The following is a 15,179-nucleotide window of genomic DNA, read 5'->3' as shown; positions in this document are numbered from 1 at the left end:
GCATTTGCAAGCGCTCTACTTGTCTGCTGTTTTCACCACCGCAATGATGGCCCCGAACGCCGGACCGAGATCGGCCTCCAGCGAGGGATACATGCGCGAGATGTTGCCGTCGAGGTAGAGCGCGTCGACGCAACGCAAGCGGTCGCGCAGGAACAGCGCGAAATCATGGAAGCTGATCGGATTCCTGGCGATGGCGAGGATGACTTTCTGTGCCGGATCGATGCATACGGCATTGCGCACGAACAGGTTGATCGAGCCCGGATCGAAAGCCGCGTTGATCTCGTCGTTGCGCAGCATCAGCGGTCCCGATTGCGTCGCGTACACCGCCTGCGACAGCCAGCGCTCGCGGTCGCCGTCGACCGTGGCGGTATCGACGATGCGCGCGCGTCCTTCTTCGACGATGAAGACGCCGTTGGGCTGCAAATAGAAATTGCCGTAGGCATTGCGCCGCGTGTTGAGCTTGCGCAGCGTCACGCCGCCTTCGACGTAGAGCCCTAGCGGCCGGAGCTCCTTGTCATAAATGCCGGCGTTGGTGGCGCAGACCATGTCCTTGCCTTGCGGGCGCAGCCAGTTGCGCAGCGCCGAGAAGGTGCCGAACACCTTGCCGGCCGGATCCTTCCAGTACATGCGCAGGGTGTCTTGCTGCGGGTCGACGGTGCAAGTGTTGATGTTAATTTGTTGATAACGATACTGGCGCAGTTCGGCGGCGCCGGCAGCTGCAACGATAGCGACGAACAGGATAAAGACGAGCAGTTGCAGCCATCGTCGGGCCGGATGAGTGGACAGGGGCATGCGGGCGAAATTGGTCAGTGAAATTGTGAAGAGTAACAAAGAGCGCTCAAGAAATTGCGCGCGTTGCCGTAAAGAATCAAGTTTCACCGTGCATTCAAGCTTCACAGCGCCGCTCTTCCGACAGTGGCGCAATAAAAAAATATCGCAATGAAAATCACATACGGAAGCCGGCAAGCAGTTCTTCAATACCGCCGGCAAGCCACCAACGCCACAGGGGCAACCATAGCCCCGACGCTGTCTTCTGCTTTCTTCCACGCCCCCACGTCATCACGGGGACGCGGCAACCGCACTTCCTTGATCCCAAAGAGCATCTCATGAAATGGTTTTACAACTTGAAAATCGCCCACAAACTGTTGCTGTCGTTTGTGGCGGTACTGCTATTGACCACGCTTCTCGGCGCCTTCTCGATCGCTCAGATTGCGCGCGTCAATCAAGCCTCCACCGACATCAGCACCAACTGGCTGCCGGCAATGCGCGCCGCGCTGCAAATGAAGACCGCGCTGAGCCGCATCCGCGTGGCGGAACTGCAGCACATCCAATCCGACAACGAAGCGGATTTCTCACTCTATGAGAAATCGATCGAGGGGCAACTGGCCCAGCTGAAAAAATTCGACAGCATTTATGCGCCGCTGATTTCGGAGCCGGACGAGAAGATCGTCTATCCCGAATTCAAGAAGAACCTCGCAGCCTATCTGGCGGAAAACCAGAAGATCGTGATGCTTGCACGCGGCGGTCTCAACGACGAGGCGCGCCTGCTGATTCGCGGCGACTCGACCAAGCTCTACCTGGCGATGACCGAGCAGCTCGATCGCCTCAGCGGCATCAACGAAGCCGGCAGCGCCATCGCCGACCAGACCGCCTCCAGCACCTATGAAGCGGCACGCATCTGGATTGTGGTGATCCTGTGCATCAGCGTGGCGCTGGGATTGCTGCTGGCATTTTGGGTTGCGGCAATTGTGTCGCGTCCGCTGACAAGCGCCGTCGGCATCGCCCAGCGCGTCGCCGCCGGCGACCTGACCGCGCGCATCGAGGTCCAGTCGCGCGACGAAACCGGACAATTGATGGGCGCGCTCAAGGCCATGAACGACAGTCTGCTGAACATCGTGTCGCAGGTGCGCACCGGCACCGACACCATCGCTACGGCGTCGACCCAGATCGCCAGCGGTAATCTCGACCTGTCGTCGCGCACGGAAGAACAGGCCAGTTCGCTGGAAGAAACCGCCTCGTCGATGGAAGAACTGACCTCGACCGTCAAGCAGAACGCCGACAGTGCGCGCCAGGCCAATCAACTGGCGGAATCGGCATCGGCCGTGGCGATCCAGGGCGGCAGCGTGGTCGGCCAGGTGGTCGACACCATGGGCGCGATCAATGACTCCTCGCGCAAGATCGTCGATATCATCAGCGTCATCGACGGTATCGCCTTCCAGACCAATATCCTGGCCTTGAATGCCGCGGTGGAAGCAGCGCGCGCCGGCGAGCAAGGTCGCGGCTTCGCCGTGGTCGCCTCCGAAGTGCGCAGCCTGGCGCAGCGCTCCGCCGCCGCCGCCAAGGAAATCAAGACCCTGATCGACGATTCGGTCGGCAAGGTCGACTCCGGCAGCCGGCTGGTCGAGCAGGCCGGCGCGACGATGGCGGAAGTGGTCGCCAGCGTCAGGCGCGTGACCGACATCGTCGGCGAAATCAGTTCGGCCAGCCAGGAGCAGAGCGCCGGCATCGAGCAGGTCAACCAGGCCATCGCCCAGATGGACGAAGTCACGCAACAGAACGCCGCGCTGGTGGAAGAAGCCGCCGCCGCCGCGCAATCGCTGCAGGACCAGGCCGCCACTTTGTCGGAAGTGGTCAGCGTGTTCAATATCGGTCAGGCGCAAGTGCGTGCCGTGAGCGATGTGAAAAAGACGGCGACCGTCGCCAAACGCGCCATCGACGTCACGCCGCGCACGACAGCCCTGCAACCTCGCAGCACGCCGAAATTGGTGGTGCCCAGGACGCCGGACAGCGAGTCGGATTGGGAGCAGTTCTAAGTAATTTCACCGTCCGCCTTGAAGAACGCCGCGCTGAATAATTCAGGCGGCGTTTTTTCCTGGGCGGCAACGTTTACAGGGCGGTTTTCAAGCATTTCCGGCCATGCTGGGTGCGCCGCAACAAGCATGGATTTGGAAATATGGGAAAAGGTTTTTTTGTTTTTTGAACGAAAAATGTGAGAAATATTATCGGGATGCGCAAATATCGCAATTATGGGGGTGTCGACATAAAAAAATATGTCGTATATGACGAAAATGTTACACTCCTGCCCCATGGTGCCAGCATCTATAAAGATGTAGTGCCTTATCTATAGCCTGCTCACGTTATTGACCTGTAACGCATAAATAAATTGGAGGAAATTCAATGAAATCCGTATTCCCTTTGAACCGCCGTCTGACCAAAGTCGCGATGGCCGTTGGTGTTGCCGTTTCCGCTATTTCCTTCGCCGGCATTGCCCAGGCTGAAACCGTGAAGATCGCCATCGCCGGTCCGATGACTGGCGCCGTCGCCCAATACGGCGACATGGTCAAGGCAGGTGCGCTGACCGCGATCGAGCAAATCAATGCAGCCGGCGGCGCCGGCGGCAACAAGTTCGAAGCCGTTCTGATGGATGACGCCTGTGAGCCGAAGCAAGCAGTCGCGGTCGCCAACAAGATCGTCAGCCAGGGCATCAAGTTCGTGATTGGCCACGTGTGCTCGGGTTCGACCATTCCTGCCTCCGACATCTATGAAAACGAAGGCGTCGTGATGATCACGCCGTCGGCGACTGCGCCTCAGCTGACTGAAGCCAAGCCGCACAAGTACATCTTCCGCACCATCGGCCGCGACGACCAGCAAGGTCCTGCCGCCGCCAAATACGTGGTCGAGAAGCTGAAACCGAAGAAGGCTGCCGTTCTGCACGACAAGCAATCGTACGGTCAAGGCGTGGCGACTTCGGTCAAGGCCGGCCTGGATGCGGCGAAGATTCCCGTCGTCGTGTTTGAAGGCGTCAACGCCGGCGACAGCGACTACTCCGCGGTCATCACCAAGCTGAAATCGCAAGGCGTGGACTTCGTCTACTTCGGCGGCTACCACCCTGAAATGGGCCTGATCATGCGCCAGGCGCGCGAACAAGGCGTCAAGGCCGTGTTCATGGGTCCTGAAGGCGTCGGCAACAAGGACATCACGGCCATCGCCGGTCCTGCTTCCGAAGGCATGCTGGTGACGCTGCCGGCCGACTTCGCCGCCGATCCTGCCAATGCCGCGCTGGTCAAGGCTTTCGCTGCGCAAAAGCGTGATCCTAACGGTCCGTTCCAGATGCCTGCATACTCGGGCGTGAAGGTCATCGCCGATGCGATCACCGCCACCAAGTCGACTGATCCGACCAAGGTTGCAGCGTACATCCACGCCAATTCCTTCAAGACGCCGATCGGCACTGTTGAATACGACAAAAAGGGCGACCTGAAGTCGTTCAAGTTCGTGGTCTTCACCTGGCATAAAGACGCGACGAAGACTGAAGCCAAGTAAGTTCAGGTTGTTTTTTTAACGGCTTGCAGTAGTCGTCCTTACTGACGTCAACCATGCAAATGCCCCATTGCGGTAAGAATGGGGCATTTGCACATCTACATTTGCCAGGTTTCCTATGAATGAACTGCTCCCTCAACTGACCCAGCAGCTAGTCAACGGGCTGAGTCTGGGCGCGATCTATGCGCTGATCGCCATCGGCTACACGATGGTCTACGGCATCATCGGCATGATCAATTTCGCGCACGGCGAAATTTACATGATGGGCTCCTACATCGGGCTGGTCACGCTCACCGCCATCGGCGTGCAGGCGGGTTATCCGCTGCCGCTGCTGCTGGGCGCCGCGCTGATCGTCTCGGTAGTGGTCACCGGCCTGTACGGCTGGACCGTCGAGCGCGTGGCATATCGTCCGCTGCGCGGCGGACCGCGCCTGGTGCCGCTGATCTCGGCGATCGGCATGTCGATCTTCCTGCAGAACTACGTGCAGATCGGCCAGGGCTCGCGCGACATGTCGGTGCCGGTGCTGATCTCGGGCGCCATCGAGTTCCAGATGGGCAGCGATTTCACCGTCACGATCCCGTATTCGCGCATGATCATCGTCGGCGTCACCTTGCTGCTGATGGTCGGCCTGACGCTGTTCATCGCGCGTTCGCGCATGGGCCGCGCCTGCCGCGCCTGCGCGGAAGACATGGGCATGGCCAACCTGCTGGGCATCGACACCAACCGCGTGATTTCCTTCACCTTCGTGCTGGGCGCGATGCTGGCGGCGGTGGGCGGCGTGCTGATCGCACTGACCATCGGCAAGCTTAATCCGTATATCGGATTCATTGCCGGCATCAAGGCGTTTACCGCGGCCGTGCTGGGCGGCATCGGCAGCATTCCCGGCGCGATGCTGGGCGGCGTGCTGCTGGGCCTGGCCGAAACCTTTGCCGCCGGTTACCTGCCGGCCGAGTACAAGGACGTGGTGTCCTTTGCCTTGCTGGTGCTGATCCTGCTGTTCCGTCCTACGGGTTTGCTGGGCAAACCGGACGTGGAGAAAGTCTGATGCCGATTACACTCAAAAACGCCGTGGCGGCGGCGATCCTGACCGCCATCCTGACCACGCCGATGCTCGGCCTGCAGCTGCAGCTCGAAGGCTATCGCGTGGTGCTCAACGCCCATTGGACGCCGGTGCTGATCGCCGTGCTGGTGGTGTTCGTGTTCCAGCTGATCAAGCCGGCGCTGACGCGCAGCACCAGGAAAATACGCCTGCCGGCGCTGCCGCAACTGCAGCCGCGCCAGCAGCGTTATGCCTTGCTGTTCCTGTTCGCGATTGCGCTGGTGTGGCCGTTCTTCGGTTCGCGCGGCAATGTCGACGTGGTGACGCTGGCGCTGATCTACGTGATCCTCGGGCTCGGCCTGAACATCGTGGTCGGCTTCGCCGGCTTGCTCGATCTCGGCTACGTCGGCTTCTATGCGGTCGGCGGCTATACCTACGCCTTGCTGAATCAGTATTTCGGTTTCACGTTCTGGGAATGCCTGCCGATCGCGGCCGGCATGTCGGCGCTGTTCGGCTTCATCCTCGGTTTCCCGGTGCTGCGCCTGCGCGGCGATTACCTCGCCATCGTCACGCTGGGCTTCGGTGAAATCATCCGCTTGCTGCTCAACAATATGACCTCGCTGACCGGCGGTCCCGACGGCGTGTCGGGCATTCCGAAGCCAACCGTGTTCGGCATTGAAATGGCGCGCAACGCCAGCGTCGAAGGCGGCACGACTTTCCACGACATGCTGGGCCTGACCTACCAGGGCGGACATATGGTGATCTTCCTGTATTTCGTCGCGCTGCTGCTGGTGCTGTTCACGTATTTCGTGACCAGCCGCCTGATCCGCATGCCGATGGGACGCGCGTGGGAAGCCTTGCGCGACGACGAAATCGCCTGCCGTTCGCTGGGCATCAATCCGACCAGGATCAAGCTCTCGGCGTTCACGCTGGGCGCGGCGTTTGCCGGCCTGGCCGGCAGCTTCTTCGCCGCCCGCCAAGGACTGGTGAATCCGGAATCCTTTACCTTCATCGAGTCGGCGCTGATCCTGGCCATCGTGGTGCTGGGCGGCATGGGATCGCAGCTGGGCGTGATCCTGGCGGCCATCCTGCTGACGATTTTGCCGGAAGTGGCGCGCAGCTTTGCCGAATATCGCATGCTGATTTTCGGCCTGGTGATGGTGCTGATGATGATGTGGCGTCCGCAGGGCCTGTTGCCGGCGACGCGTCCTCACGTGGAGTTGCCACGATGACCGCGATGACAACAAACAATCAAACCTTGTTGGACGTATCCGGCCTGTCGATGCGCTTCGGCGGCCTGCTGGCGGTCGACGGCGTGTCGCTGTCGGTGATGGAGCAGGAAGTCTTCGCCATCATCGGTCCCAACGGCGCCGGCAAGACCACCGTGTTCAACTGCATCAGCGGCTTCTATCAGCCGAGCAGCGGCGAAATCAGCCTGGGCGGCGCATCGATTGCGCGCAAGCCCAGCCACGTCGTGGCGCAGCAGGGCCTGGTGCGCACCTTCCAGAACATCCGCCTGTTCAAGACCTTGAGCGTGGTCGAGAACCTGCTGGTGGCGCAGCACAACCAGATCAACAACAACCTGGTGTCGGGTTTGCTGAAGTTGCCCGGCTATCGCCGCGCCGAGAAGGACGCGCTGGATCGTGCCGCCTACTGGCTCGATCAGCTCGGCCTGACGGCGCTGGCCAATCGTGAAGCCGGGACCTTGTCGTACGGCTTGCAGCGCCGCGTCGAAATCGCCCGCTGCATGATCACGAAGCCGCGCCTGCTGTTGCTGGACGAACCGGCCGCCGGCCTCAATCCGCAAGAGAAGCAGGAGCTGCAGCAACTGATCAACCGCCTGCGCCGCGAACACGGCGTCGCCGTGCTGCTGATCGAACACGACATGAGCCTGATCATGGGCATCTCCGACCGCATCCTCGTGATGGAGCACGGCAAGCCCATCGTCACCGGCACGCCGGAACTGGTGCGCAATGACGAGCGCGTGATCAAAGCCTACCTGGGAGAAGAATGATGTTGCAGTTTGAACAGGTACATACCCATTACGGCGCCATCGAAGCGCTGCATGGCGTATCGCTGAATGTGGAGAAGGGCGAGATCGTCACGCTGATCGGCGCCAACGGCGCCGGCAAGACCACCTTGCTGATGACCTTGTGCGGCAAGCCGCGCGCCTCCAGCGGCAAGATCATCTTCGAAGGCCAGGACATCACGCAGCGTTCGACGCATGAAATCATGCGCCTCGGCATGGCGATTTCACCGGAAGGCCGCCGTGTGTTCCCGAGTCTGACGGTGCTGGAAAACCTCAAGATGGGCGCGTTCTTCGCCACCAACGACCAGATCGAAGAGGGCGTGCAGCATGTGTTCGGACTGTTTCCGCGCCTGAAAGAACGGGCTGGCCAGCGCGCCGGCACCATGTCGGGCGGCGAGCAGCAGATGTTGGCCATCGGCCGCGCGCTGATGAGCAAGCCGCGCCTGCTCTTGCTGGATGAGCCGACGCTGGGCCTGGCGCCACTGGTGATCGCGCAGATCTTTGAAATCATCCGCACCATCCGCGACCAGGGCGTCACCGTGTTCCTGGTCGAGCAAAACGCCAACAAGGCGCTGGGCGTGGCCGATCGCGGCTACGTGCTGGAAAACGGCCACGTCGTGCTGGCCGACACCGGCGCCAATCTGCTGGCCAATGACGCCGTGCGCAAGGCGTATCTGGGACACGCCTGAATCACATTGCCGGCCGCGCGTTGTCGAGTTTTTCACAACGTGCAGCCGGCATTGTCGAGTGTTTTGCCTCCTGTGAAAAACCGGCAAGGTCGGTTACAGTGGATCGCTTGAACGAAGCCTGCATCAAGCCGCCTACAGCAAGGGAAAACACGTGTACCTACCCAGCCATTTCGCCGAATCCGACCTCAACGTCCTGCATCGCCTGATGCAGGACCATCCCTTGTCCACGCTGGTCACGCAGACCTCGGCCGGACTGGACGTCAATCATATCCCGCTGATCCTGAGCGCCGGTGAAGGCGAGCATGGCGTCCTGCGCGGACATGTCGCCCGCGCCAATCCGGTCTGGAAAGATTTCGTGGCGACGACGGACGCGCTGGCCGTCTTCCAGGGCGCGGACGCCTACATTTCGCCATCCTGGTATCCCACCAAGAAGGAAAACGGCAAGGCCGTGCCGACCTGGAATTACGCCGTCGTGCATGCCGGCGGACCCATGCGCGTCATCGACGACGCTGAATGGCTGCGCAGCCTCGTGACCAGGCTGACGACGCATCATGAAGCCGCCATGGCGCAACCCTGGTCGGTCGGCGATGCGCCGCCGGATTACATCGACAAGATGATCGGCGCCATCGTCGGGATTGAAATCACGATCACCACATTGGTCGGCAAATGGAAGGTCAGCCAGAACCAGCCGGCGCAGAATCGCACCGGTGTCGTCGACGGCTTGCTCAGCGGCGCGCAGCCCAATGCTGCCGCGATGGCGGCGCTGGTGGCGGGCAAGAAAGATTGATCAGGGGGCCAGCGGCGCGCCTTTTCTTTTCCGAAGATTTCCTGGCAATTGCTTAAATCACGCCGCGGCGAATCTGGTCCAGTTCGATTGACTCGAACAGCGCCTTGAAATTACCTTCGCCGAATCCGTCATTGCCCTTGCGCTGGATGATCTCGAAGAAGATCGGTCCGATCAGCGTCTGCGTGAAAATCTGCAGCAGCAGGCCCTGGCCTTCGGTCGGTGCGCCGTCGATCAAAATCTTCAACTCGCGCAGCGCGGCCAGATCTTCCTTGTGGCCGGGAATGCGGCGCTCGACCAGGTCGTAATAGGTGGCGATGGTGTCTTGCAGCGGCACCTTGCGCTGGTACAGCGTGCGCACGGTCTGGTAGATGTCGTCGGTGCCCAGTGCGATGTGCTGGATGCCTTCGCCGTTGTACTGCTTGATGAATTCCTCGATCTGCGACTTGTCGTCGGCGCTCTCGTTGATCGGGATGCGGATCTTGCCGCAGGGGCTGGTCATCGCGCGGGACTTGAGGCCGGTCAGCTTGCCTTCAATGTCGAAATACTTGATTTCGCGGAAGTTGAACAGGCGCTCGTAGAACGACGACCAGGTATCCATCGCGCCGCGCACCACGTTGTGGGTCAGGTGATCGATATAGGTCAGGCCGACGCCGACCGGATTGCGCTCGACGTTGGGAAAGAATTCGAAGTCGATGTCGTAAATCGAGCCGCGCTCGCCGTAGCGATCCACCAGGTACAGCAGCGAACCGCCGATGCCCTTGATGGCAGGGATGTTCAGCTCCATCGGACCAAGCTTGGCGGGCACGCCTTCGGCGCCCATTTCCAGCGCGCGCTTGTAGACGGCGGCGGCGTCCTTGACACGGAAGGCCATCGCGTTGACCGAGGCGCCATGCACCTTGGCGAATTCGACTGCCTTGCTGTCCGGTTCTGCGTTGATGATGAAATTGATCTGGCCCTGGCGGTACAGCGTGACGTTCTTGGAGCGATGGCGGGCCACCGCCGCAAAGCCCATCGATTCCAGCACGGCGGCGATCGGCAGCGGGTCGAGCGCAGCGTATTCGACGAACTCGAAGCCGTCGGTGCCCATCGGGTTGTCGAACAGGTCGGTGCTACGTGTGTTGGAAGAGGTATTCGGTATGGCTTGGCCCATGACTGTCTCCTGTTGATCGGAGCGGGCCGGCGCAGTGTCGGTATGAACCCCTTGCACTCGCTCCGTGCTGGGTGGTGTGTGAAGCCAGTTTATTGCAGGAGAAGTGCAAAATGTGATTGTTATTCGCGCATTCTTCGCGGTATCATGCACAAATTATTCAAATTCATGCATAAAAGAGGGCGTTATGAGCACAATCACGGTAGACCGGTTTGATCTGGCCTTGCTGGCCGAATTGCAGCGCGACGGACACATCACCAACAGCGCCCTCGGACAGAAAGTCCATCTCTCCACCTCGCAGATCAGCCGTCGCGTGCAGCGGCTGGAGGAAGCCCATGTCATCGAGCGCTATACCGCGGTGCTCGACCCGGCCGTGATCGGCCTCGGCGTCACTGCCTTCACCAACGTCACGCTGGACCGTCAGGGTGAAACGCGCGGCATCCAGTTCGAGGAAGCGGTGCAGGACATGCCGGAAATCATGGAGTGCTTTTCGATCACCGGCGAAGCGGATTATATCCTGCGCATTGTCGCCCCCGACCTGGCGGCGTTTTCCGAGTTCATGATGACGCGTTTGCTGCGTTTGCCGGGCGTGACCAACGTCAAGTCCAACATCACCATGAAACAGGTCAAGCACTCGCATGTGCTGCCGCTGGACCACGTCACGCAACCGGCGCAAAGCCGCCAGCGGATCAAGTTTTCGTCCTGATTTCCACGCGGGAAACAACACCGGATTTGAAAGCAAGGCTTGGAGTGCGAGCGGGCGGAGCGCTTCCTATACTGCGATGACCGTGTAACCAAAAGGTGTCATCATGTTCATCATGTCTACCCGCAAGACCAATTCCAATTCCAATTCCGCCGCGGCCGTTGCCCATGTTGCCGGCGACCTCGACGATCGGCGCTGGCTGGCCGTCACGCAGCGCGACAAGGCCGCCGACGGCACGTTCTACTACGCCGTGCGCACCACCGGCGTGTATTGCCGGCCGTCGTGTCCGTCGCGCCAGGCCCGCCGCGAAAACGTCGCCTTCTACGACAGCGGCGTGCAGGCCGAGCAAGCCGGGTTCCGCGCCTGCAAGCGTTGCAAGCCGAACGAAGCGGCGCTGGGCGAACGCCAGGCGCAAGCCATTGCCACCGTCTGTCGCGCCATTGAGCAGGCCGAAGACCTGCCTTCGCTGGATGAGCTGGCGCAGATCGCCGGCATGAGCCGCTTCCATTTTCATCGCGTGTTCAAAGAGAAAACCGGCGTCACGCCCAAGGCCTACGCCGCCGCGCAGCGGGCGCAGCGCCTGCGTGCGGGACTGGCGCAAAGCGGCAGCGTCACCAATGCCATGTACGACGCCGGCTTCAATTCCAGCGGTCATTTCTATGCGGAATCCAGCGGCCGGCTCGGCATGACGCCGAGCGCGTATCGCGCCGGCGGCAGCGGCACCCAGATCCGTTTTGCGGTGGCGCAATGCTGGCTCGGCGCGATCCTGGTGGCGACCACGGAAAAAGGCGTTTGCGCGATCACGCTGGGCGACGATCCCGATCGATTGGTGCGTGACCTGCAGGACCAGTTTCCGCAAGCCGAACTGATCGGCGGCGATGCGACATTTGAAAAACTGGTGGCCAAAGTCATCGGCTTCATCGAGTCGCCGCAGGGCGATCTCAACCTGCCGCTGGACGTGCGCGGCACCGCTTTCCAGCAGCGCGTATGGCAAGCCTTGCGCGACATCCCGGCGGGGCAGCGCGTGACCTATTCGGATATCGCCGGACGCATCGGCAGCCCGACGGCGGTGCGCGCGGTCGCCAGCGCCTGCGCTTCGAATGCGATCGCGGTGTTGATTCCCTGCCATCGCGTGGTGCGCATGGACGGCTCGCTGTCCGGCTATCGCTGGGGCGTGGAGCGCAAGCAGGCCTTGCTTGCGCGGGAAGGCGACGGCAAGTCATGACGCCGGCGCGGGATCGCTCATGACCGGCGATTTGTTCGCAGCCTTGCGTGCACCGTCCATCGAGCCCATCGCCGACGGCGCGACCTGGCTGCGCGCCTATGCCGATGACGATGCAGTGGCGTTGATGCAGGCGATTCAACAGGTGACGGCGCAGGCGCCGTTCCGCCGGATGCAGACGCCGGGCGGTTACACCATGTCGGTCGCGATGAGCAATTGCGGCGAGCTGGGCTGGGTGACGGACCGGCGCGGTTATCGCTACCAGCGCGAAGATCCGCTGTCGCAGCAGCCGTGGCCGGCGATGCCGGAAATCTTCCTTGCGCTGGCGGTGCGCGCTGCGGCCGCCGCAGGGTTCGACAACTTCCTGCCGGATGCCTGCCTGATCAATCGTTACGCGCCCGGCGCGCGCATGTCGCTGCATCAGGACAAGAACGAAAGCGACATGGCGCAACCCATCGTTTCGGTGTCGCTGGGTTTGCCGGCAAGCTTCCTGTTCGGCGGCGCCGAACGCGCCGACAAGCCGCTGCGCATGCGTCTCGAAAGCGGCGACGTGGTGGTGTGGGGTGGTCCCGCGCGACTGCGTTTCCATGGCGTCGATACGCTGGCGCAAGGCACGCATGCGCTGACCGGCGATTGCCGCTATAACCTCACGTTTCGCAAGGCCGGCTGATCCCAGTCTGGCGCCAGGCGACCCAAAATGGGGCGGCAAAAGACAAGCAAGGCCAACAGGTCTAAAATTCCTGGTTTCCCCCAAAATTATTAGACAGGCCATCATGGAGACAGCGCTCAACCCGCCGGAAATGCCGCAGGCAAACCAACAGCAGGCCGCCGAAAAGACCGGCTTCCGCGTACTCGGGGCGATCAGCTTTTCGCACTTCCTCAACGACATGATCCAGTCGCTGCTGCTGGCGATCTATCCGCTGCTGAAGGGCAACTTCCATCTGAGCTTCGCCCAGATCGGCCTGATCACGCTGACCTTCCAAGTCACGGCCTCGTTGCTGCAGCCGCTGGTCGGCCTGTACACGGACAAGCATCCGAAACCCTATTCACTGGCCATCGGCATGGGCTCGACCCTGTGCGGCCTGCTGCTGTTGTCGGTAGCGCCGAATTTTGGCATCTTGCTGGTGGCGGCGGCGCTGGTCGGCACCGGCTCGTCGGTATTCCATCCTGAAGCGTCGCGCGTGGCGCGCATGGCCTCGGGCGGTCGTCACGGCCTGGCCCAATCGCTGTTCCAGGTCGGCGGCAACGCCGGCAGCGCGATGGGCCCCTTGCTCGCGGCGTGGATCATCATCCCGGGCGGCCAGCACAGCATCGCCTGGTTCACCATCGCGGCGCTGATCGCCATCGTGGTGCTGCGCCAGATCGGTCATTGGTACCAGCGCCAGCAACTGGCCGGCAAGACCAAGCAGAAAAAGAAGGCGCACGGCTTTGTCGAACTGCCGCGCAACAAGGTCATCATGGCAGTCAGCATCCTGTTGCTGCTGATCTTCTCCAAGTACTTCTACATGGCCAGCCTGTCGAGCTATTTCACGTTTTACCTGATCAGCAAGTTCCAGCTGTCGGTGCAGGATGCACAGATCCATTTGTTCGTGTTCCTGTTCGCGGTCGCCATCGGCACCGTGGCCGGCGGCCCGATCGGCGACCGCGTCGGTCGCAAGGCGGTGATCTGGACGTCGATCCTGGGTGTAGCGCCGTTCACCCTGATGCTGCCTTATGCCAACCTGTTCTGGACCGGCGTGCTGACAGTGATCATCGGCATGATCCTGGCATCGGCATTCTCGGCGATCCTGGTGTTCGCGCAGGAACTGATGCCGGGCAAGGTCGGCACCGTCTCGGGATTGTTCTTCGGTTTCGCGTTCGGCATGGGCGGCATCGGCGCCGCGTTGCTGGGCAAGCTGGCTGACGTGACGGACATCTTCTTCGTCTACCAGGTCTGCGCGTTCCTGCCGCTGATCGGTTTGCTGGCGGCGTTCCTGCCCAAGCTGGAGAGGGCGCCGGCCACGGCGTAGCTCTTCTTCCAGGTGTCCGGCTTCCCATGAATGCCGGACACATTCCTGGTTATTTCCGCTTTCCTATTCCGCTTTCTTTTTCTTTGTCCCCGTCTTCACGTCCTTTTGCTCCTGCTGCAAACGCTGCTGCAGCAGCGCCAGCACGGCCGCTTCTTCCGGAGTCAGTGCATGCATTTCCTGCTTCAGGTTGTCGCGCACCTGCTCCTTGAGCCGGCCTGCCGTCATGCCGTCCAGATACGATGAAATCACGTCCGGATGGACATAACACTTGCGACAGATGGTGGGCGTGTTGCCGAGTTTCTTGGCGACGTGTTCGATCGCCTGTACGATGTTTTTCTTGGCCTGCGCCTGTGAATCGAATTGCCGGCATTCATCCAGCGCCAGCGCGGCCAGCACCGTGCCGGCCCAGGTTCGGAAATCCTTGGCGGTGTAATCCTCGCCGGTAATCTCGTGCAGGTAGTCGTTGACGTCGCCCGAGCCGATGGTGTGCGTCTTGCCGTCTTCGTCGAGATACTGGAACAGGTCCTGGCCGGGCAGGTCGAGCAGCTTCCTGACGATGCGCACCATGTAGGGGTCGTGCAGCTTGATCGAATGCTGGACGCCGCTCTTGCCGCGGAAATGGAATTTGATGTCGGCGCCATCGACCTTGACGTGGCGATTGCGCAGCGTGGTGATGCCGAAGGATTGGTTGTTGCGCGCGTACTCATCGTTGCCGACGCGCATGAGCGTGGCCTGCAGCAGGTACACCACCGTGGCCAGCACTTTCTGCTTGTTCAGGCCGTGCTTCTTCAGATCGTGTTCCAGGCATTTTCGGATCTGTGGCAGCGCTTGCGCGAAGGCGATCATGCGCTGGTATTTCACCTCGTCGCGCACAATGCGCCAGCGCGCGTGATAGCGATATTGCTTGCGTTGCCGGGAGTCGCGGCCAGTGGCCTGGATATGGCCGTTGGCCCACGGGCAGATCCATACTTCTTCCCATGCCGGCGGAATCGCCATGGCCTTGATGCGCGCCAGAGTCGCTTCGTCGTGGATGGTTTTGCCGTGCGCATCGGTATAGATGAATTCACCATCGCTGCCGTCGCTGCGGCTGCGCAGAATGCCGGGCGTGTCGTCATTGACGTAGCGCAGGCCGCCTTCGCGGGCGATTTGTTTGGCGGTCGGGGTGGACTCCGGGACGGTGGGGCCGCAGTCAGCGTGGCGATGAAGTTGGGCGTGCATACGTAGGTCTTTCTTCAAG

General features: G+C 61.3%; 15 protein-coding genes. 11 read left to right on the top strand and 4 right to left on the bottom strand.

Features of this window, described 5'->3' with window-relative positions:
* Window positions 1-15: 15 nt before the first annotated feature.
* On the bottom strand, window positions 16-792 hold the full coding sequence (locus tag DXT88_RS13960) for a phosphodiester glycosidase family protein (protein WP_265214297.1): 777 nt from the start codon (window positions 790-792) through the stop codon (window positions 16-18).
* Window positions 793-1,106: 314 nt separating this feature from the next.
* Between DXT88_RS13960 and DXT88_RS13955 the strand changes: the two genes are divergently transcribed.
* Window positions 1,107-2,813, top strand: a complete 1,707-nt coding sequence (locus DXT88_RS13955; protein WP_265214295.1) for a methyl-accepting chemotaxis protein — start codon at window positions 1,107-1,109, stop codon at window positions 2,811-2,813.
* On the opposite strand, the gene DXT88_RS13950 is transcribed toward DXT88_RS13955, so the two are convergent.
* Window positions 2,810-3,088 carry a hypothetical protein gene (locus DXT88_RS13950; RefSeq protein WP_265214293.1) on the bottom strand — a complete coding sequence of 93 codons (279 nt, stop codon included), beginning with the start codon at window positions 3,086-3,088 and terminating at the stop codon, window positions 2,810-2,812. The two genes, DXT88_RS13955 and DXT88_RS13950, sit on opposite strands and share 4 nt — an antisense overlap.
* A 134-nt stretch (window positions 3,089-3,222) precedes the next feature.
* Between DXT88_RS13950 and DXT88_RS13945 the strand changes: the two genes are divergently transcribed.
* The 6 genes from DXT88_RS13945 (at window position 3,223) to DXT88_RS13920 (ending at window position 8,861) form a co-directional block, all read left to right on the top strand.
* A complete protein-coding gene (locus tag DXT88_RS13945; RefSeq protein WP_193365589.1) occupies window positions 3,223-4,320 on the top strand; it encodes a branched-chain amino acid ABC transporter substrate-binding protein in 1,098 nt (365 codons plus the stop codon).
* Window positions 4,321-4,435: 115 nt separating this feature from the next.
* On the top strand, window positions 4,436-5,362 hold the full coding sequence (gene livH / locus DXT88_RS13940; protein ID WP_016835674.1) for a high-affinity branched-chain amino acid ABC transporter permease LivH: 927 nt from the start codon (window positions 4,436-4,438) through the stop codon (window positions 5,360-5,362).
* Window positions 5,362-6,588 (top strand): high-affinity branched-chain amino acid ABC transporter permease LivM, encoded by a 1,227-nt coding sequence (locus tag DXT88_RS13935; RefSeq protein WP_016835675.1) that lies wholly within the window; start codon window positions 5,362-5,364, stop codon window positions 6,586-6,588. Before livH ends, DXT88_RS13935 begins: the two co-directional genes overlap by 1 nt.
* Window positions 6,585-7,370, top strand: coding sequence for a high-affinity branched-chain amino acid ABC transporter ATP-binding protein LivG (gene livG, locus DXT88_RS13930; protein WP_407649340.1), 786 nt, complete (start codon window positions 6,585-6,587; stop codon window positions 7,368-7,370). Before DXT88_RS13935 ends, livG begins: the two co-directional genes overlap by 4 nt.
* Window positions 7,370-8,074: an ABC transporter ATP-binding protein gene (locus DXT88_RS13925; RefSeq protein ID WP_265214289.1), complete on the top strand. Its 705-nt coding sequence runs from the start codon at window positions 7,370-7,372 to the stop codon at window positions 8,072-8,074. The genes livG and DXT88_RS13925 overlap by 1 nt, the downstream gene beginning before the upstream one ends.
* Before the next feature lie 151 nt (window positions 8,075-8,225).
* Entirely contained in the window at window positions 8,226-8,861 is a 636-nt protein-coding gene (locus tag DXT88_RS13920) for an FMN-binding negative transcriptional regulator (RefSeq protein WP_265214288.1), read from the top strand.
* Window positions 8,862-8,913: 52 nt separating this feature from the next.
* On the opposite strand, the gene hppD is transcribed toward DXT88_RS13920, so the two are convergent.
* On the bottom strand, window positions 8,914-10,011 hold the full coding sequence (gene hppD, locus DXT88_RS13915) for a 4-hydroxyphenylpyruvate dioxygenase (RefSeq protein ID WP_265214287.1): 1,098 nt from the start codon (window positions 10,009-10,011) through the stop codon (window positions 8,914-8,916).
* A 184-nt stretch (window positions 10,012-10,195) separates the two neighbouring features.
* Between hppD and DXT88_RS13910 the strand changes: the two genes are divergently transcribed.
* The 4 genes from DXT88_RS13910 (at window position 10,196) to DXT88_RS13895 (ending at window position 13,942) form a co-directional block, all read left to right on the top strand.
* Entirely contained in the window at window positions 10,196-10,714 is a 519-nt protein-coding gene (locus DXT88_RS13910) for an Lrp/AsnC family transcriptional regulator (RefSeq protein ID WP_016835679.1), read from the top strand.
* Between the two features lie 112 nt (window positions 10,715-10,826).
* Window positions 10,827-11,936, top strand: coding sequence for a bifunctional DNA-binding transcriptional regulator/O6-methylguanine-DNA methyltransferase Ada (gene ada, locus DXT88_RS13905; protein ID WP_407649345.1), 1,110 nt, complete (start codon window positions 10,827-10,829; stop codon window positions 11,934-11,936).
* 19 nt (window positions 11,937-11,955) lie between these two features.
* Window positions 11,956-12,603: a DNA oxidative demethylase AlkB gene (gene alkB / locus DXT88_RS13900; RefSeq protein ID WP_265214285.1), complete on the top strand. Its 648-nt coding sequence runs from the start codon at window positions 11,956-11,958 to the stop codon at window positions 12,601-12,603.
* A 103-nt stretch (window positions 12,604-12,706) separates the two neighbouring features.
* Entirely contained in the window at window positions 12,707-13,942 is a 1,236-nt protein-coding gene (locus tag DXT88_RS13895; protein WP_265214284.1) for an MFS transporter, read from the top strand.
* Between the two features lie 63 nt (window positions 13,943-14,005).
* Here DXT88_RS13895 and DXT88_RS13890 read toward each other — a convergent pair whose 3' ends face one another.
* Entirely contained in the window at window positions 14,006-15,160 is a 1,155-nt protein-coding gene (locus DXT88_RS13890; protein WP_265214283.1) for a DNA topoisomerase IB, read from the bottom strand.
* Window positions 15,161-15,179 lie beyond the last annotated feature (19 nt).

Source organism: Herbaspirillum lusitanum (assembly GCF_026127345.1).
GTDB classification, from domain to species: Bacteria; Pseudomonadota; Gammaproteobacteria; order Burkholderiales; family Burkholderiaceae_D; genus Herbaspirillum; species Herbaspirillum lusitanum.
Note: the sequence above shows the minus strand (reverse complement) of the source record. Positions and strands in the feature narration are given on the sequence as shown.